General features: G+C 61.6%; 15 protein-coding genes. 12 read left to right on the top strand and 3 right to left on the bottom strand.

The features are described 5' to 3' along the window. Nucleotide 1 precedes the first annotated feature (1 nt). The 3 genes from ACIPZC_RS20980 to ACIPZC_RS20970 form a co-directional block, all read right to left on the bottom strand. Nucleotides 2-784, bottom strand: coding sequence for a hypothetical protein (locus ACIPZC_RS20980; protein ID WP_400629290.1), 783 nt, complete (start codon nt 782-784; stop codon nt 2-4). Nucleotides 785-881: 97 nt separating this feature from the next. Further along, nucleotides 882-1,322, bottom strand: a complete 441-nt coding sequence (locus ACIPZC_RS20975) for a hypothetical protein (RefSeq protein WP_400629288.1) — start codon at nt 1,320-1,322, stop codon at nt 882-884. A 27-nt stretch (nt 1,323-1,349) separates the two neighbouring features. Beyond that, nucleotides 1,350-1,907, bottom strand: a complete 558-nt coding sequence (locus tag ACIPZC_RS20970; protein ID WP_400629286.1) for a hypothetical protein — start codon at nt 1,905-1,907, stop codon at nt 1,350-1,352. A gap of 340 nt (nt 1,908-2,247) precedes the next feature. On the opposite strand from ACIPZC_RS20970, the gene ACIPZC_RS20965 reads away from it, so the two are divergent. The 12 genes from ACIPZC_RS20965 (at nt 2,248) to ACIPZC_RS20910 (ending at nt 18,298) form a co-directional block, all read left to right on the top strand. Continuing rightward, nucleotides 2,248-3,564 (top strand): nucleotide sugar dehydrogenase, encoded by a 1,317-nt coding sequence (locus ACIPZC_RS20965; protein ID WP_241806619.1) that lies wholly within the window; start codon nt 2,248-2,250, stop codon nt 3,562-3,564. Between the two features lie 67 nt (nt 3,565-3,631). After that, nucleotides 3,632-5,113: a glycosyltransferase family 2 protein gene (locus ACIPZC_RS20960; protein WP_267821080.1), complete on the top strand. Its 1,482-nt coding sequence runs from the start codon at nt 3,632-3,634 to the stop codon at nt 5,111-5,113. A gap of 37 nt (nt 5,114-5,150) precedes the next feature. After that, entirely contained in the window at nt 5,151-6,317 is a 1,167-nt protein-coding gene (locus ACIPZC_RS20955; protein WP_267821078.1) for a PilZ domain-containing protein, read from the top strand. 12 nt (nt 6,318-6,329) lie between these two features. After that, the gene (algK, locus tag ACIPZC_RS20950; RefSeq protein ID WP_400629283.1) at nt 6,330-7,757 is read left to right on the top strand and encodes an alginate biosynthesis TPR repeat lipoprotein AlgK; all 1,428 of its coding nucleotides are present in this window, start codon (nt 6,330-6,332) and stop codon (nt 7,755-7,757) included. Next, the gene (locus ACIPZC_RS20945; protein WP_400629281.1) at nt 7,754-9,232 is read left to right on the top strand and encodes an alginate export family protein; all 1,479 of its coding nucleotides are present in this window, start codon (nt 7,754-7,756) and stop codon (nt 9,230-9,232) included. The genes algK and ACIPZC_RS20945 overlap by 4 nt, the downstream gene beginning before the upstream one ends. A gap of 19 nt (nt 9,233-9,251) precedes the next feature. Continuing rightward, nucleotides 9,252-10,811, top strand: a complete 1,560-nt coding sequence (algG, locus tag ACIPZC_RS20940) for a mannuronan 5-epimerase AlgG (protein WP_241806614.1) — start codon at nt 9,252-9,254, stop codon at nt 10,809-10,811. Between the two features lie 13 nt (nt 10,812-10,824). Further along, the gene (locus ACIPZC_RS20935) at nt 10,825-12,264 is read left to right on the top strand and encodes an alginate O-acetyltransferase (protein ID WP_400629279.1); all 1,440 of its coding nucleotides are present in this window, start codon (nt 10,825-10,827) and stop codon (nt 12,262-12,264) included. Between the two features lie 7 nt (nt 12,265-12,271). Next, nucleotides 12,272-13,375, top strand: a complete 1,104-nt coding sequence (locus ACIPZC_RS20930) for a mannuronate-specific alginate lyase (RefSeq protein WP_400629277.1) — start codon at nt 12,272-12,274, stop codon at nt 13,373-13,375. A 132-nt stretch (nt 13,376-13,507) separates the two neighbouring features. Continuing rightward, nucleotides 13,508-14,968 (top strand): MBOAT family protein, encoded by a 1,461-nt coding sequence (locus ACIPZC_RS20925; protein WP_241806611.1) that lies wholly within the window; start codon nt 13,508-13,510, stop codon nt 14,966-14,968. An 11-nt stretch (nt 14,969-14,979) separates the two neighbouring features. Further along, the gene (locus ACIPZC_RS20920) at nt 14,980-16,137 is read left to right on the top strand and encodes an alginate O-acetyltransferase (protein WP_400629275.1); all 1,158 of its coding nucleotides are present in this window, start codon (nt 14,980-14,982) and stop codon (nt 16,135-16,137) included. Between the two features lie 21 nt (nt 16,138-16,158). Continuing rightward, on the top strand, nt 16,159-16,806 hold the full coding sequence (locus tag ACIPZC_RS20915) for an alginate O-acetyltransferase AlgF (protein ID WP_267821065.1): 648 nt from the start codon (nt 16,159-16,161) through the stop codon (nt 16,804-16,806). A 37-nt stretch (nt 16,807-16,843) separates the two neighbouring features. Beyond that, nucleotides 16,844-18,298, top strand: coding sequence for a mannose-1-phosphate guanylyltransferase/mannose-6-phosphate isomerase (locus tag ACIPZC_RS20910; RefSeq protein WP_241806608.1), 1,455 nt, complete (start codon nt 16,844-16,846; stop codon nt 18,296-18,298). Nucleotides 18,299-18,509: the final 211 nt, after the last annotated feature.

The following is an 18,509-nucleotide window of genomic DNA, read 5'->3' as shown; positions in this document are numbered from 1 at the left end:
CTTAGGGTTTCCCGTTGGACGAACCTTCAGCCTGCGGGTCGAGTGTTTTAGCGATATCGTCCTTCGCCGCCACCCATTCCTTGGCGATCATGTCGATTAAAGAAGTATTGAATTCGGGCCATTCAACTTCGGACATCGAGAATAGCATCATGATGTCAGCTTCGTAATTCCCGAGCTGCGCTTGCTCAATGGCAGGTAATGACCTGTAGTAATCGAGTATTTCGTAAAGCCCCTGATCTTTACTTCCTGTCGATTGAATTTCAGCACTGATCTTGTGGCCCATGTAAACAGTCCACTCACATTCGCGCTTACTGAGCTCTTGCCAGGCGGCGTTACGTTCATTCGTTGTAAATTCACCACCATTGTCATACACGATCAAGCTCAACTGCTCTCGCGCGAGTTGCCCGAAAGGGTTCTCCTCCTTACCATTCAAAAATGCTGTCGCCTGCCGCGCGCGCTCCAGCAATGCAGGGTCTTCGGTATTGGGAACGAAGGCGTCGTGGGCACTTTTGCTGAATTGGTAACTGCCGCCGCAGACCCTATCCAGTATCGTTTTCGCCAGCTCCGCAAGTTCTTTACGACCCAACTGAGCATCCCTGGAAGCCGCACGGGTTGCGGCGTCACTGAGCTGTCGGGCTAACGACGTTATTTCACTTCGCGTGTCCGATGAGGGCGCTGCAACAGGCGTTGTCGGTTCAGTTTCAGCAGGATCAGCAATGCGCTTTACAGGTACTGAATTATCAAACTTCAATTCGCGCACCCCGGAAGTCTTGATGATTTCCATAACTCACCCCTATCACTGTTCTGTAAGCAGATGGTGTTTGCCTAAACACGCTGCCTCGCAGGCTCACCGGCGAGGCAGCGTGTAGCCCCGGAATGAGTTACTTCATGGTGAACTCAACGGTCCATGAGTTATCCGCGCGCGTACTGGTTATATTCGCTGTACACGCCGCTCCCCCGCTGGGCGTCGCAGTTTTGGTCCACTGGGGTTGTTTTATCCCACCGGGAAGCAAGCGCATCTGGAAAGTCGTACCAAATGCGCACGTTTTACGGCCAATGGTGTAGCGGACCATGGCAGCATTAACGTCTGGACTTACCACGCGCTGCACATCGAAGTTGGTCTGGCCACCCGCCGGGACCCGTTGGGCCGGTTTAGGGCTGGCTATCTGATAGGTACTGGTCTCGTTCGACGTAACCATCTTCAACTCTGCGGGTACAGTCCCCACATTTTTGAACGTCACATTGACGTTAGGCCCAGCCTGAGACAGCCCGGCAGCAAGCAGCGATACGGTGGCAAGGAAAGCCTGCGATGTCTTTTTCATTAGCGTGATCTCGTCTCTTCCATGTGATTAAGGATGAGACGCCCCTGATGGCCAGTGGCCCCAGGCTGCCCAAGACGCTCCGTCGTACATGGACAGCGCCTGAAAGGTGCGTCCAAGGGTGTTAACGACCCGCTTGGGCAAAACCTTAGCTCTTGCATGGCTTTGAGTATTTCTGAATGTGATCCCGCACCACCCTGAGGCATGAATCACAAAGCCATCACGCCAACAAACCAGCGTCAAAAAACGGACGAAGGAGCCGTTATCGCCAACCGTCATAAGCCCGCTCGTACTTTTTTGACGAATTTTGAAAAAAATTTTCCCATGCTGGCACAAAAATATCGCACCCGGTTTTCGCCCTTTATATACAGGGGTGCTTCCGAAGCGTGCTATCAGTTTGAAACTATTCGCTACTGAAGAATTATTTAGAAATCTTTCATCGGGGCGAAACCCACCCAGGAACTTCTTCTGCGACGCATAGCTCATAGTGCCGTAACGAATTTCATGCCTGTGCGGTGTGAGAGATGACTTACAGATGACAAGCAGCCGCGAAACAATAGCGGCGCTGAAACTTTTAACAAACGCCACGGGTACTCCCGTAGGCCCTGCCCAGCAGGAGAGACGCGCCCCTTAAAATCGTCCTAGTGGTTGATTTCAAAGGATTTTTCCAATTGAAAGAACAAGCACAGCAACGCGCCAAGTAGCGCATTGCAATAAAGACGGCTGCATTTCAGGGCACGCCTATTAATTACTGGCCTTTGACTGCCAACTTTGAGTGCATAACTGTGTGCGCTCCGGATTTGTTCATGCCTGCGCTCGGTGAAGTGTGCATTCGCCATGGGATCCGTGCGCCCTAAAACTGTTGTTAATCAACCCGGTCCGGCTCTTCCCGGAGGAGCTGGCGTGATAAACACATGAGGTGATAGCGATGCGTATCAGCATCTTTGGTTTGGGTTATGTGGGTGCGGTCTGTGCAGGCTGCCTGACGGCGCGAGGCCATGACGTGATTGGTGTGGACGTGTCCAGCACCAAGATCGACCTGATCAACCAGGGCAAGTCGCCCATCGTCGAACCTGGCCTGGAGGCACTGCTGCAACAGGGCATCGCCAATGGCCGCCTGCGTGGCACCACCGACTTCGCCGAGGCCATCCGCGCCAGCGACGTGTCGATGATCTGCGTCGGTACCCCAAGCAAGAAAAATGGCGACCTGGGCCTGGAATACATCGAGTCGGTCTGCCGCGAAATCGGTTACGTGCTGCGTGACACCACCCGCCGCCACACCATCGTGGTGCGCAGTACCGTGCTGCCAGGCACTGTCAAGAACGTGGTCATCCCGATTCTCGAAGACTGCTCGGGCAAGAAGGCCGGCGTCGACTTCGGCGTTGCGGTCAACCCTGAGTTCCTGCGTGAAAGCACCGCGATCAAGGACTACGACCACCCACCGATGACTGTCATCGGTGAACTGGACAGCGCCAGCGGCGACGTCCTGCAAAGCCTGTATGAAGAACTCGATGCGCCGGTCATCCGCAAGCCGATCGAAGTCGCCGAGATGATCAAGTACACCTGCAACGTCTGGCACGCCACCAAGGTCACCTTCGCCAACGAAATCGGCAACATCGCCAAGGCCGTCGGCGTCGATGGCCGCGACGTGATGGACGTGGTCTGCCAGGACAAGGTGTTGAACCTGTCGCAGTACTACATGCGCCCTGGCTTCGCCTTCGGCGGCTCGTGCCTGCCCAAGGACGTGCGCGCCCTCACCTACCGCGCCGCCAGCCTCGACGTCCGGGCCCCGCTGCTCGACTCGCTGATGCGCAGCAACGAATCCCAGGTGCAGAACGCCTTTGAACTGATCGAAGCCCACGACAAGCGCAAGGTCGCCTTGCTGGGCCTGAGCTTCAAGGCCGGTACCGACGACCTGCGTGAAAGCCCGCTGGTGGAGTTGGCCGAGCGCCTGATCGGCAAAGGCTACCAACTGGACATCTACGACGAGAACGTCGAGTACGCCCGGGTTCACGGTGCGAACAAGGAGTACATCGAGTCGAAGATCCCCCACGTCTCGTCGCTGCTCAACGCCGACTTCCAGAAGGTCATCGACAACGCCGAGATCATCGTCCTGGGCAACCGTGACGAGCAGTTCCGCGCCCTTGCCGACCAGGCACCGGCTGGCAAGCAAGTGATCGACCTGGTCGGTTTCATGAGCAAGCCAACCTGCACTACCCGCGGCACCGAAGGCATCTGCTGGTAAGCCAGCGGCCAGGCAGCGCAGGCCTCCTGCGCTGCCCTTTTCCCAGAATTCTCAACGGATGCTGAACATGCAAAGGCTACAGACAGTGCTGTTGCAGTGCGCCGGTTGGCTGCTCTACATGAGCCTGCTCATGTTGATCGCCCTGGCCTTGCCGGCCGACATCTTCGACTCGCAGTCCAAGCACTTCATCTTCCTGGTCGGCGCAGTCGGCATCTGGCGCTACTCCATGGGCGCCACCCATTTCATCCGCGGCATGATCTTCCTCTACGGCGTGTACCCCTACCTGCGCCGCAAGGTGCAGAAGATGGGCGCTGCAGCCGACCCGTCGCACGTGTACCTGATGGTCACCAGTTTCCGCATCGAAGCGTTGACCACCGCGCAGGTGTACAGCTCGGTGATCCGTGAAGCGATCGATTGTGGTTTCCCCACCACCGTGGTCTGTTCGCTGGTGGAAATGTCCGATGAACTGCTGGTAAAGAGCCTGTGGGCCAAATACAACCCGCCCGCCCACGTGAAGCTGGACATCGTGCGCATCGCCGGGACCGGCAAGCGTGATGGCCTGGCGTACGGTTTCCGCGCCATCTCGCGCATGCTGCCGGATGAAAACGCCGTTGTCGCGGTGATCGACGGCGATACCGTGCTGGCCGAAGGCGTGGTTCGCAAGACCGTACCGTGGTTCAAGCTGTACCCGAACGTGGGTGGCCTGACCACCAACGAGTTCTGCGAAGTGCGCGGTGGCTACATCATGAGCGAGTGGCACAAGCTGCGCTTCGCCCAGCGCCATATCAACATGTGCTCGATGGCACTGAGCAAGCGCGTGCTGACCATGACCGGGCGCATGTCGATGTTCCGTGCCAGCGTGGTGACCAACCCCGAGTTCATCGCCGACGTCGAAAGCGACTCGCTGATGCACTGGCGCCTGGGCCGCTTCAAGTTCCTCACCGGTGACGACAAGTCCAGCTGGTTCAGCCTGATGCGCCTTGGCTACGACACCTTCTACGTGCCGGACGCCGCCATCAACACGGTCGAACACCCGCCGGAGAAAAGCTTCCTCAAGGCCAGCCGCAAACTGATGTACCGCTGGTACGGCAACAACCTGCGCCAGAACTCCCGCGCGCTGGGCTTGGGCCTGCGCCGCCTGGGGCTGTTCACCAGCATCGTGCTGTTCGACCAGCGTGTGTCGATGTGGACCAGCCTCCTGGGCCTGACCGTGGCCGTGATCGCCAGCCTCAAGTTCGGCCTGGGCTTCCTGCTGGTGTACCTGCTGTGGATCGGCATCACCCGCCTGATCCTCACCATCATGCTGCTGTGCTCGGGGCACAACGTCGGCCCGGCCTATCCGCTGATCCTCTATTACAACCAGATCGTCGGGGCAATGATGAAGATCTACGTGTTCTTCCGCCTCGACAAGCAGTCCTGGACCCGCCAACCGACTGCCCTGAAACGCGACCTCGCCAGTTTTCAACAATGGTTCAACACCTGGTCCTCGCGGACCATGACCTTCTCGGCTGCCAGCATCTTCGTCGCTGTGCTGTTCATGGTCGTGTGAGCCAAACCCGGATCGGAACTAACAGGAACAAATCACCATGAATACCGCCGTGAACGTCAATGTCGTGCATGAGTCCGAAGCCCAGCGCCAGCACGCCCGGGTGCGCATCCCAGCCAAGCTGCGCTACCTCGATGGCGAACGCCAGACCCATGAGGTCAAGGTCGAAGACCTGTCCGCTGGCGGCTTGAGCTTCTTCGCCAAGCAGCCGCTGCAGGTCGGCCAGGTACTGCGCGGGCGCTTGCAGTTCGTGGTCGACAACCTGGGCCTGTCGATGGACATCGAGTTTCAGGTGCGCTCCTGCAACCCGAGCGACGGCCGCACCGGTGCACAGTTCCAGAACCTCGAACCGCGCGACATCGCCACCCTGCGCCACATCATCACCAGCCACCTTTCAGGTGAGCTGATCAGCGTCGGCGACGTGCTCAGCACCCTGCAGCGCGACAACTTCACCAAGGCGCGCAAACAGAAGGACGGCGGCTCTGGCCTGTCCGCCTTCGGCCGGTTCAAGGCAGTGACTGTCACCCTGGGCGTGTTTGTGGTCGGTGTTGCCGCCTTCGGCTTCGTCGCCAAATCGCTGTACGGCATGTACTTCGTCAGCCACGCCGAAGCCGGCGTGGTCGCGGTGCCGACCACCAGCATCACCATGCCGCGCGACGGCACCGTCAACAGCCTGGTCGAGCCCGGCGGCATGGTAGTCAAAGGCGCGCCGCTGGCAAGTTTCAGTACCAGCATGCTGGACATGCTCAAGGGCCACCTGGACGACTCGCAGCTGGAACCGGCCAAGGTCGAGGAACTGTTCGGCAAGCAACTCTCCGGCACCCTCACCAGCCCCTGCGATTGCGTGGTCGCCCGCCAACTGGTGGACGACGGCCAGTACGCCGCCAAAGGCCAGCCGATCTTCCAGCTGATCCCGCGGACCAGCAACCCGATGGTCGAAGCACGCTTCAGCTACCGCCAGTTCGATGAAGTCAAGCCAGGTACCCGCGTCAACTTCCAGGTGGCTGGCGAAAACGAAGTGCGCACCGGGCAGATCGTCAGCAGCACCAGCCTCAACAGCGAAAACCTGGCTTCCGACATCCGCGTGCAGATCAAACCAGACGGCGGCCTGCCTGCCGAGCTCGCCGGGCGCCCGGCATCGGTCAGCAGTGACCGTGGCCCTTCGCTCAACTGGCTGATCGACAAAGCCGCGGCCCGTGGGCTGTAAGAGGATCAACGCATGATGCCCCACAAGAAGAGCGCAAGCCTGGGCCTCTGCGCCGTGGCCGCGGCCATCGCCCTGGCAGGCTGTGCCGGCCTGCCCGACCAGCGCCTGGCCAACGAAGCCCTCAAGCGCGGTGACACCGCGCTGGCCGAGCGCAACTACAAGGCGCTGGCGGACCTGGGCTACAGCGAGGCACAAGTCGGCCTGGCCGACATCAAGGTCGCTACCCGTGACCCCGATCAGCTCAAGGAAGCCGAGGCCACTTATCGCGCTGCGGCGGCCACTTCGCCACGCGCCCAGGCACGCCTCGGCCGCCTGCTGGTGGCCAAGCCCGACAGCACCCAGGCAGAACGCGAAGAAGCCCAGGCCCTGCTCAAGCTCGCCGCCAAGCAGGGCCAAGGCAACACCCTGATCCCGCTGGCGATGCTCTACCTGACCTACCCGCAGAGCTTCCCCGACATCAATGCCCAGCAGCAGATCGACCAGTGGCGCGCGGCCGGCAACCCGGAAGCGGGCCTGGCCCAGGTGCTGCTGTATCGCACCCAGGGGACCTACGACCAGCACCTGGCTGAGGTCGAGGACATCTGCAAGGCTGCGCTGAACACCAACGACATCTGCTATGTGGAACTGGCCACCGTGTACCAGAAACGCGGCCAGGCCGACCAGCAGGCTGCCCTGATCGGCCAGCTCAAATCCGCCTATACCCGCGGGTCGGTGCCTGCCACTCGGGTCGACAGCGTTGCCCGTGTACTGGCCGACCGCAGCCTGGGCCAGACCGACGAGAAAACCGCCAAGGCGCTGCTGGAACAGGTCGCTGAGGCCAATCCGGCTTCTTGGGTGAGCCTGGCGCAACTGGTCTACGACTTCCCGGAACTGGGCGACACCGACCAGTTGATGGCCTACATCGACAAGGGCCGCGAAGCCGAACAGCCGCGCGCCGAACTGCTGCTGGGCCGCCTGTACTACGAAGGCAAGACCTTGCCCGCGGATGCCGAAAAGGCCGAACGCCACCTGCAGGCCGCTGCCGAGGCCGGCGAAGTCAGCGCCCACTACTACCTTGGCCAGCTGTATCGCCGTGGCTACCTGGGCAACGTCGAGCCGCAAAAGGCCGTCGACCACCTGCTCAGCGCCGCCCGCGGTGGCCAGAACAGTGCCGACTACGCCCTTGCCCAGCTGTTCAGCGAAGGCCATGGCATTCGCCCTCAACCGGGCGACGCCTGGGTATTCGCCCAGCTTGCGCAGGCCAACCCGACGCCGCAGGCCACCGAACTGCTGCAGCAACTCGACCAACAACTCACGCCTGACCAGCGCAGCCAGGCGCAGAGCCTGCTGGCGCAGGAAAGGCAGGCTCGCGGCAGCATGGCCCAAGGCGGCGCCAGCACCCTGGCCCTCGAGGCCCTGCAAGACGACGAAAAAGAAGTAGACGGTGAGGACTCGCTATGACGCTCAATCCCTTCGTGAAAGCCGGTATCGGCCTGAGCTTCGCCCTGCTGTGGTCCTGCCCGACCCTGGCCGACATGACTGCCCAGAAGAACTTCGGCCTGGATGTGAAGATCACCGGCCAGTCGGAAGACGATCGCGACCTGGGCACCCGCTCCGGCGGTGACGTCAACGGCCTGGGCCTGGACCTGCGCCCTTGGGTGTACGGCGAGCGTGGCAACTGGAGTGCCTATGCCATGGGCCAGGCCGTTGCCGCCACCGACACCATCGAAACCGACACCTTGCGCCAGAACGACGACGGCACCACCACCGACACCGGTGACGACAGCCGTCAACCCGACAAGAGCTACCTGGCCATGCGCGAGTTCTGGGTTGGCTACAGTGGCCTCACCGCGTACCCCGGCGAGCAGCTGCGCCTGGGTCGCCAACGCCTGCGCAGCGACGACGGGATGTGGCGCGACACCAACATCGAAGCGTTGAACTGGACCTTCGACACCACCTTGCTCAAGGCGGACCTGGGTGTGGCCCAGCGCTTCAGCGAGTACCGCACCGACCTGACCGAGCTGGCCCCGGAAGACGAAGACCGTACGCACCTCTACGGTAATATCGCCACGCAGTGGACACCGGGCCACTGGGTCGGCCTGCGCGCCCATCACACCCATGACAGTGGCAGCCTGAAACGCCCGGGCGAAACCATCGACGCACTGGACAAGACCCGCACCGGCGACCTCACCTGGCTGGGCCTGGAAGCCAACAGCGACGCCTACAACTGGCGCAACGACCACACCGTCAACTACTGGGGCAGCCTGACCTGGCTGACCGGTGATCGCGACAAGCTCAACAGCCAGCTGGTCGGTGATGACCAGGTCGTCACCGGCAAGCAGAGCGGCGACGTCAACGCCTGGGCCACCGACCTGGGCATCCGCCTGCGTCTGGACCCGAACTGGCAGGTCGGCGCGGCCTATGCCCGCGGCAGCGGCGGCGGTGGCGACGACGGTTCGAACAACTTCGAGCAGACTGGCCTTGAGAGCAACCGCTCCAACTTCACCGGTACCCGCTCACGCGTACACCGCTTCGGCGAGGCCTTCCGTGGCGAGCTGGGCAACCTGCAGGCGGCCACGCTGTTCGCCTCCTGGCAACTGCGCGAGGACTACGACGCCAGCTTCATCTACCACAAGTTCTGGCGTGTCGATGGCTCGCAGAACATCGGCTCCAGCGGCATCAACGCCGCGGTCAACGACAACGGCGTGAACCGCCCGCTGGTCAACGGCGAGAAAGACCTGGGCCAGGAAATGGACGTGGTCGTCACCAAGTACTTCAAGCAGGGCCTGCTGCCCGCTTCGATGAGCCAGGCGATCGACGAGCCGTCCGCGCTGGTGCGCCTGCGTGCCGGTGTGTTCAAACCCGGCGATGCCTATGGCAAGGAAGCGGATTCTTACATGCACCGCGCCTTCGTCGACGTGATCTGGCGCTTCTGAGGCCGGTAGAGGACCTGCAATGAACCTTCACCCGCACATACGTCACAGCCTTCTGGCCAGCGCTTTGCTGCTGGCCACAGGCCTGGCCGTCGCCGCAGAACCTGCGGTGATTGCCAAGGAACTGCAGCAGGCCAAGACCTACACCGTGTCCAGCGCCCCGACCGAGCCGCTGCACATGGACCCGCCCAAGCTGCCCGATCTGAGCGGTTACACCGCTGCCGCCGTGCAGAAAAAGATCGACCGCAGCCACAAGGGCAAGGTCAGCGTGCGCCGCATGCTGCAAGAAGAATCGCTCAAGGAATTCATCGGCGGCGACAACAAGGCTGCCGAGTGGGTACAACGCCAGCACGGCATCCCCCAGGCGATCTTTGTCGATGATGGCCATGTCGACCTGGTCGAGCTGAGCAAAAAGGTGCCCAAACAGTACCTCAGCGAAGTCGAGCCAGGGGTTTACCTGGCGCGCCTACCGATCGTGGTTGGGCACAAGGGCATCCTCGAGATCGACGGCAAGGTCAAGCAACTGCGCCTGTCCCAGGAGGGCGGCGCGTTCCTGGTCAATGACGGCAAACTGTTTGTCAGCGACACCCAGGTCACTGGCTGGCGCGAGAAGGACAACGGTCCGGCGACCTTCCGCTCGCCCAAGGAATTCCGCCCGTTCCTGCTGTCGTGGGGCGGTACCGAGACGTACATCGTCAACACCAAGATGGCCAGCTTTGGCTATGCCAAGTCCAAGTCGTACGGTGTGAGCATCTCGCAGTACACCCCGAACATGGCCAAGCGCATGGGCCGCCCGGAGCCCACCGGCTGGATCATCGGCTCGGAATTCAGCGACATGTGGTACGGGTTCTACTGCTACGAGACCCAGGACTTCGTGGTCAAGGACAGCACCTACCGCGACAACATCGTCTACGGCATCGACCCGCACGACCGTTCGCACCGCCTGATCATCGCCGGCAACACGGTGTATGGCACCAAGAAAAAGCACGGGATCATCGTATCGCGTGAGGTCAACGACAGCTGGATCATCAACAACAAGAGCTACGACAACAAGCTCTCGGGCGTGGTGATCGACCGTAACAGCGTCAACAACCTCATCGCCTACAACGAGATCTACCGCAACCACACCGATGGCATCACGTTGTACGAGAGCGGCGACAACCTGATCTGGGGCAACAAGCTGATCAACAACCGTCGCCACGGCATCCGCGTGCGCAACAGCGTGAACATCCGCCTGTATGAAAACGTCGCCGTGGCCAACGGCCTGGTGGGTGTCTACGGGCACATCAAGGACTTGTCCGATACCGACCGTGACATCGCCCTCGACCCGTTCGACACCAAGGTGTCCCTGATCGTGGTCGGCGGTGAGCTCGCGGCCAATGGTTCTGGGCCTCTTTCGATCGACTCACCGCTCTCGGTGGAGCTGTACAAAGTCTCCATGCTCGCCCCGCGCAAGGCCAGCGGCATCAGCCTCAACGGCATCCTCGGTGAGCGCCAGGACGAAATCCTCGACCTGCTGGTGCGCCAGCAGAAGGCCGTGCTGATCGACCCGGTCGAACGCCAGACCGAAATGATCGATTAAGGAAGCCCAGACCATGACCCCACACTTGATGAAATTGCTGGGCCTGTCCGCCGCCCTCCTGGCCGTCAGCCAGGGCGTGCGCGCCGACGAGGTCAAGGCGCCGACCTTCACCGCCGAGCCTTGCTGCCAGCTGTGCCCCGAAGCACACGACGCCAGTCGCTACACCACCCGCTACCAGCAGAACTTCACCACGCTGGTACAGGCCAAGGGCGACTGGCTGTTCCGTACCCGCGAAGACCTGCGTACCGAGTTCAACACCACTCCGGCAGGCTACAAACGCCTGCAGCAAGTGCACGACGCGTTCAAGAAGCGCGGCGTTGAACTGGTGATGGTGTACCAGCCCACCCGAGGCCTGGTGAACCGCAACATGCTCAACCCGGCCGAGAAAGCCGCCTTCGATTACCAGAAGGCCCTTGGCAACTACCAGGCCATGCTCAAGCGCTTCGCCAGCATGGGCTACAACGTGCCGGACCTGTCGCCGCTGACCAACGAACAGCTGGCGGCCGCCGACCAGGGCAAGGACTTCTACTTCCGTGGTGACCAGCACTGGACGCCTTACGGCGCTGAGCGTGCAGCCAAGATCGTGGCCGACACCGTCCACAAGATGCCGGCCTTCGAAGGTATCCCACGCAAGGAATTCGAGACCCACAAGTCCGGGCGCATGGGCAAGACCGGCACCCTGCACAACGTTGCCGGGCAACTGTGCGGCACCAGCTACGCCGTGCAGTACATGGACCAGTTCGCCACCGAACCGAAAGGTGCCAGCGGCGGCGACGATCTGTTCGGTGACAGCGGTAACGCCCAGATCACCCTGGTCGGCACCAGCCACAGCGGCAAGAACTACAACTTCTCCGGTTTCCTGGAGCAGTACATCGGTGCCGACGTGCTCAACGTCGCCTTCCCTGGTGGCGGCCTGGAAGGCTCGATGATCGAGTACCTGGGCAGTGAGGAATTCCAGAACAATCCACCGAAGATCCTCATCTGGGAATTCTCGCCCCTGTATCGCCTGGACCAGGAAACCATCTGGCGGCAGATCCTCGCGCTGCTCGACGATGGCTGTGACGCGCGCCCGGCACTGATGAGCGCCAGCAGCACCCTCAAGCCCGGCAAGAACGAGCTGATGGTCAACGGCAAGGGCGGCGTGATCAAGGACCTGATCAACCGCAACCTGCAGATGGACATCAAGTTCGAAGACCCTTCGGTGAAGGTGCTGCAAGCCACTCTCTGGTACCTCAACGGGCGCCACGAGGACATCAAGATCGAGAAGCCGGAAACCTCTGACACCAATGGCCGCTTCGTCTTCCAGATGCGTGAAGACGAGGACTGGGCCAGCCAGAACCTGTTGGCACTCGAGGTCCAGGGGCCGGAAAACGGTACCCAGAAAGTCGAGGCCAAGCTCTGCAAACGCAACAACTACGCCGTGCCCGCGCAAACCGCGCAGGCCGGCCAGTGAGGCGACCATGACTGCATTCAAGCGACTCTTCAGCCCCGCCCTGCTCGTGCTGGCCCTGACCGGCGGTACCGCGCATGCCGCGCTGGTACCCCCTCAGGGTTATTACGAGGGGATTGAAAAGCTCAAGACCAGTGACGGCAACTTCCGCTGCGAATCTGCGCCCAAACCCTACACCGGCGCGCTGCAGTTTCGCAGTAAGTACGAAGGCTCTGACAAGGCTCGGGCGACCCTGAACAAGGAGTCGGAACAAGCCTTCCGCGACTCCACCAAAGACATCACCACCCTGGAGCGTGGTGTCGCCAAGATGGTCAACCAGTACATGCGTGACGGCCGTCCGGCACAACTGGACTGCACCCTTACATGGCTGGGCACCTGGGCGCGCGCCGATGCGCTGATGTCCACCAACTACAACCACACCGGCAAGTCCATGCGCAAATGGGCGCTGGGCAGCATGAGTGGCTCGTGGCTGCGCCTGAAATTCTCCAACTCGCAGCCACTGGCCGCACACCAGGCCGAGGCCGAGCTGATCGAGAAGTGGTTCGCCCGCCTGGCCGAGCAGACCGTGCGCGACTGGAGCAACCTGCCGCTGGAGAAGATCAACAACCATAGCTATTGGGCGGCCTGGTCGGTGATGGCCACCGCCGTGGCCACCGACCGCCGAGACCTGTTCGACTGGGCAGTGAAGGAATACAAGGTCGGCGCCAACCAGATCGACGACCAGGGCTTCCTGCCCAACGAAATCAAACGCAAGCAGCGTGCCCTGGCGTACCACAACTACGCCCTGCCGCCACTGGCGATGATCGCAAGCTTTGCCAAGGCCAACGGCGTGGACCTGCGCAGCGAAAACAACTTTGCCCTGCAGCGCCTGGGCGAAGGCGTGCTGTACGGCGCCCGCGACCCGCGCCACTTCGCCGAACGTGCGGGTGAGAAACAGGACATGAAGGACCTCAAGGTCGACGGCAAGTACGCCTGGCTCGAGCCTTGGTGCGCGCTGTACCAGTGCGTGGGCGACACCCTTGAGCGCAAACACGAGATGCAGCCGTTCGACAGCTTCCGCCTTGGCGGCAACCTGACCCGGGTCTATGACCCGAGCGCGGCTTCGAAGAAATAACGCGAAACCCTGTGGAGCCGGCTTGTCGCCAAGCCAGCTGCCACAGGAATACGAGGTGCCTTCCGGTTTTTGGGCTGGGGGGTTTGGGGGGCGCTTTGCCCTGGATGCTGTGAACCATTTAGGAGAACCGGGATGGTCTTCTCGTCCAACGTGTTCCTGTTCCTGTTCTTGCCGATATTCCTCGGCCTGTACTACCTGAGCGGGCAACGCTATCGCAACCTGCTGCTGCTGGTCGCCAGCTACATCTTCTACGCCTGGTGGCGGGTGGACTTCCTCGCCCTGTTCGCCGGTGTCACCCTGTGGAACTACTGGATCGGCCTGAAAGTGGGTGCCGCCGGCGTACGCACCAAGCCTGCACAGCGTTGGCTGCTGCTGGGCGTAGGCGTGGACCTGGCGATCCTCGGCTATTTCAAGTACGCCAACTTCGGCGTCGACAGCCTCAACGCGATCATCAGCTCGTTCGGCCTCGAGCCCTTCATCCTCACCCACGTGCTGCTGCCGATCGGTATCTCGTTCTACATCTTCGAATCGATCAGCTACATCATCGACGTGTACCGCGGCGACACCCCGGCTACTCGCAACCTGATCGACTTCGCGGCGTTCGTGGCGATCTTCCCGCACCTGATCGCCGGCCCCGTGCTGCGCTTCAAGGACCTGGTCGACCAGTTCAACAACCGCACCCACACCCTGGACAAGTTCTCCGAAGGCTGCACCCGCTTCATGCAGGGCTTCATCAAGAAAGTGTTCATCGCCGACACCCTGGCGGTGGTCGCCGACCATTGCTTCGCCCTGCAGAACCCGACCACCGGTGACGCCTGGCTCGGTGCGCTGGCCTACACCGCACAGCTGTACTTCGACTTCTCCGGCTACAGCGACATGGCCATCGGCCTGGGGCTGATGATGGGCTTCCGCTTCATGGAGAACTTCAAGCAGCCGTACATCAGCCAGTCGATCACCGAGTTCTGGCGCCGCTGGCACATCAGCCTGTCGACCTGGCTGCGCGACTACCTGTACATCACCCTGGGCGGCAACCGTAAAGGCACCTTCAACACCTACCGCAACCTGTTCCTGACCATGCTGCTGGGCGGCCTGTGGCACGGCGCCAACTTCACTTACATCATCTGGGGTGCCTGGCACGGCATGTGGCTGGCAATCGAGCGCGCACTGGGCCTGGACACCAACCCGCAGCGCTTCAACCCGGTCAAGTGGGCGTTCACCTTCCTGCTGGTGGTGGTCGGCTGGGTGATCTTCCGCGCTGAAAACCTGGAAGTGGCCGGCCGCATGTACGGCGCCATGTTCAGCTTCGGCGAGTGGCAGCTGTCCGAACTCAACCGCGCCCAGCTCACCGGGCTGCAGGTTGCGACCTTGGTCATTGCCTACGTCACCCTGGCGTTCTTCGGCCTGCGCGACTTCTACCGCAATGCCACCCCGCCGGCAGCAATCCGCACGCCGGCGCAGGTCAATGCCGACGGTTCGCTTGGCCTGGACTGGACCCGGGTGATGACCCGTGCCCTGATCCTGCTGCTGTTCGTGGCCTCGATCCTCAAGCTTTCGGCGCAGAGCTACTCGCCGTTCCTTTACTTCCAGTTCTGAGGTTGATGACCATGACCCGGACATTACGCATCACCTATTCCCTGTCGTTCATCGGCCTGCTGGTGGGCATGGGCGCCTGGTCCACCGGCGGCCTGCAAAGCTTCCAGCGCACCGAGCAGATGACCCTGCTCAACGGCAAGCTGGCCAAGGCCGCCGAAACGCACTACGACGATGAGTTCCCGATCAAGCGCCTGGGCACCAACCTTTGGGCAGCCCTGGATTACAAGCTGTTCAACGAGGGCCGCCCCGGCGTGGTGCTGGGCCGTGACCAGTGGCTGTTCAGCGATGAAGAATTCAAGCCGACTGCCGGTGCCGACCAGCTCATGCAGGAAAACCTGGCGCTGATCCGCGGTGTGCGCGACACCCTGCAACAGCACGGTAGCCAGCTGGTGCTGGCGATCGTGCCGGCCAAGGCGCGGGTCTATTCGGAGTATGTGGGCAAGGAGGCGCCTGCCAGCCTGCATGAGGACCTGTACAACCAGTTCCATGCCCAGGTCCGTCAGGCCAACGTCTTCGCCCCTGACCTGATGGCCCCGATGGAACAGGCCAAGGCCCGCGGCCAGGTATTCCTGCGTACCGATACTCACTGGACGCCAATGGGCGCTGAAGTCGCCGCCCAGGCAGTGGCCGAGGCGGTCAACCGCCAGAGCCTGCTCAATGGCGACCCACAGGCGTTCATCACCGAGGCTGGCAACACCGCCCCGTACAAAGGCGACCTGACCAACTTCCTGCCACTGGACCCGCTGTTCAGCAATCTGCTGCCCAGCCCGGACACCCTGCAGCAACGCAGCACCCACCCCGTCGAGGCCCCAGGTGATAGCGGCGATGCCCTGTTCGCCGACAGCCAGATCCCGGTCGCGCTGGTCGGCACCAGCTACAGCGCCAACCCGCACTGGAACTTCCTCGGTGCGCTGCAGCAGGCCTTGCATAGCGATGTCGCCAACTATGCCGAAGACGGTCACGGCCCACTGCTGCCAATGCTCAAGTACCTGCAAAGCGATGCCTTCAAGAACGCCGCGCCACAGGTTGTGGTGTGGGAATTCCCCGAACGTTATCTGCCAATGAAAAACGACCTCAGCAGCTTCGATCCGCAGTGGATCGCGCAACTGAAGAACACCCGTAAATCCGAAGAAAACCTGGCCCTGTCGTCCAACCGGACGGACCACTGATAGATAGAGAGGAACACGCACATGACTACCAAGACTTCCATTGCCAAAGCCCTCACCCTCGCAGCAGGCCTGTCGTTGGCTTCGATGCAGGCATTCGCCGGCGCCGACGCTGCCCTGTATGGCCCTACCGCACCGAAAGGCTCGACCTTCGTGCGCCTGTACAACGCCGCCCCTGCACCCGCTGCCGCGAGCGTTGGCAACACCCAGATCAAACAGGTCGGTGCCCAGGCCAGCAGCGACTTCAGCTTCCTCCCGGGCGGTGACTACACCGCGCAGGTCGCTGGCAAGAGCGTCCCGGTCAAGCTGGCCGCTGACAAGTACTACACCCTGGTCAACAACGGCAGCGGCAACCCGCAGCTGATCGAAGAACCACCGTTCAAGAACAAGCAGAAAGCCCTGGTACGTGTACAGAACCTGAGCGACCAGCCGCTGGCCCTGAAGACCGCCGACGGCAAGACCGAGGTGGTCAAGCCAGTGGCAGCCAAAGGCCGTGGCGAGCGTGAGATCAACCCGGTCAAGGTCAACCTGGCCCTGTTTGCAGGAGACAAGAAAGTCAGCGACGTCAAACCCGTCGCCCTGGAGCGCGGTGAAGCCGCCGTGCTGTACGTCACTGGCTCGGGCAGCAGCCTGTCGCCGGTCTGGGTCACCCGCCCAGTGTCCACCAACTGATCCTCTGCCTCTTTAACGACCTTATTGGAGAAACAACATGATCCCGGTAATTCTTTCTGGTGGTAGCGGTTCGCGTCTGTGGCCTTTGTCGCGCAAGCAGTTCCCCAAGCAGTTCCTCGCCCTGACCGGTGAGCACACGCTGTTCCAGCAAACCCTCGAGCGCCTGGTGTTCGAAGGCATGGACGCGCCGATCGTGGTCTGCAACAAGGACCACAAGTTCATCGTTCAGGAACAGCTCGCGGCGCTGAAACTGCAAACCCAGGGCATCCTCATGGAACCCTTCGGCCGCAACACCGCCCCTGCGGTGGCGATGGCCGCCATGAAGCTGACCAGCGAGGGGCGCGATGACTTGATGCTGGTGCTGCCGGCCGACCACGTGATCGACGACCAGAAAGCCCTGCAGCGTGCCTTGGCCCTGGCCACCGTAGCTGCCGAGCGTGGCGAAATGGTGCTGTTCGGTGTCCCGGCGACCAAGCCCGAGACCGGTTATGGCTACATCCGCTCCAGCCAGGACGCCCTGCTGCCCGAAGGGGTGGCCCGCGTGGCGCAGTTCGTCGAAAAACCCGACGAGAAGCGCGCTACCGAGTTCGTCCAGTCCGGTGGCTACTTCTGGAACAGCGGTATGTTCCTGTTCCGCGCCAGCCGCTTCCTGGAAGAGCTGAAAAAGCACGACCCTGACATCTATGACACCTGCGTGCTGGCCCTGGAGCGCAGCGACGAAACAGATGATGTGCTGAGCATCGACGAAGCGACCTTCGCCTGCTGCCCGGACAACTCCATCGACTATGCGGTGATGGAAAAGACCCAGCGCGCCTGCGTGGTGCCGATGTCGGCTGGCTGGAGCGACGTTGGCTGCTGGTCGTCGCTGTGGGAAGTGCATGACAAGGACGCCAATGGCAACGTCACCAAGGGTGATGTGGTGGTGCAGGACAGCCACAACTGCATGATCCATGGCAACGGCAAGCTGGTGTCGGTGATCGGCCTGGAAAACATCGTCGTGGTCGAGACCAAGGACGCGATGATGATTGCCCACAAGGACAAGGTCCAGGGCGTCAAGCAGATGGTCAAGACCCTCGACGAGCAAGGCCGCAGCGAAACCCAGAACCACCTCGAAGTGTACCGCCCGTGGGGCTCTTACGATTCGGTGGACATGGGCGGCCGCTTCCAGGTCAAGCACATCACCGTCAAGCCGGGCGCCAGCCTGTCGCTGCAGATGCACCACCACCGTGCCGAGCACTGGATCGTGGTCTCGGGCACTGCTGAGGTGACGTGCGATGAAAATGTGTTCCTGCTGACCGAAAACCAGTCGACCTACATCCCGATCGCCTCGGTCCACCGCCTGCGCAACCCGGGCAAGATCCCGCTGGAGATCATCGAAGTGCAGTCCGGTAGTTACCTGGGCGAGGATGATATCGAGCGCTTCGAGGATGTGTATGGGCGCACCTCCACGCCCGTCGACCGGGGCGTGTCGGTGAAGACCATCGCTCAGTAAGCTGCAAGCTTCGAGCTGCAAGCGGCAAGAAAAAGCGGGGCGGTGGTGTTCCTACTTGATGTGGAGCACCGCCGGCCCGCTTTTCTCTTGCAGCTTCAAGCTTCGAGCTTCGAGCTGCAAGCGGCAAGACAAAGCGGGGCGGTGGTGTTCCTACTTGATGTGGGGGCACCGCCGGCCCGCTTTTCTCTTGCAGCTTCAAGCTTCAAGCTTC

The sequence above is a fragment of the Pseudomonas sp. NPDC089743 genome (assembly GCF_044748785.1).
GTDB classification, from domain to species: domain Bacteria; phylum Pseudomonadota; class Gammaproteobacteria; order Pseudomonadales; family Pseudomonadaceae; genus Aquipseudomonas; species Aquipseudomonas putida_X.
Note: the sequence above shows the minus strand (reverse complement) of the source record. Positions and strands in the feature narration are given on the sequence as shown.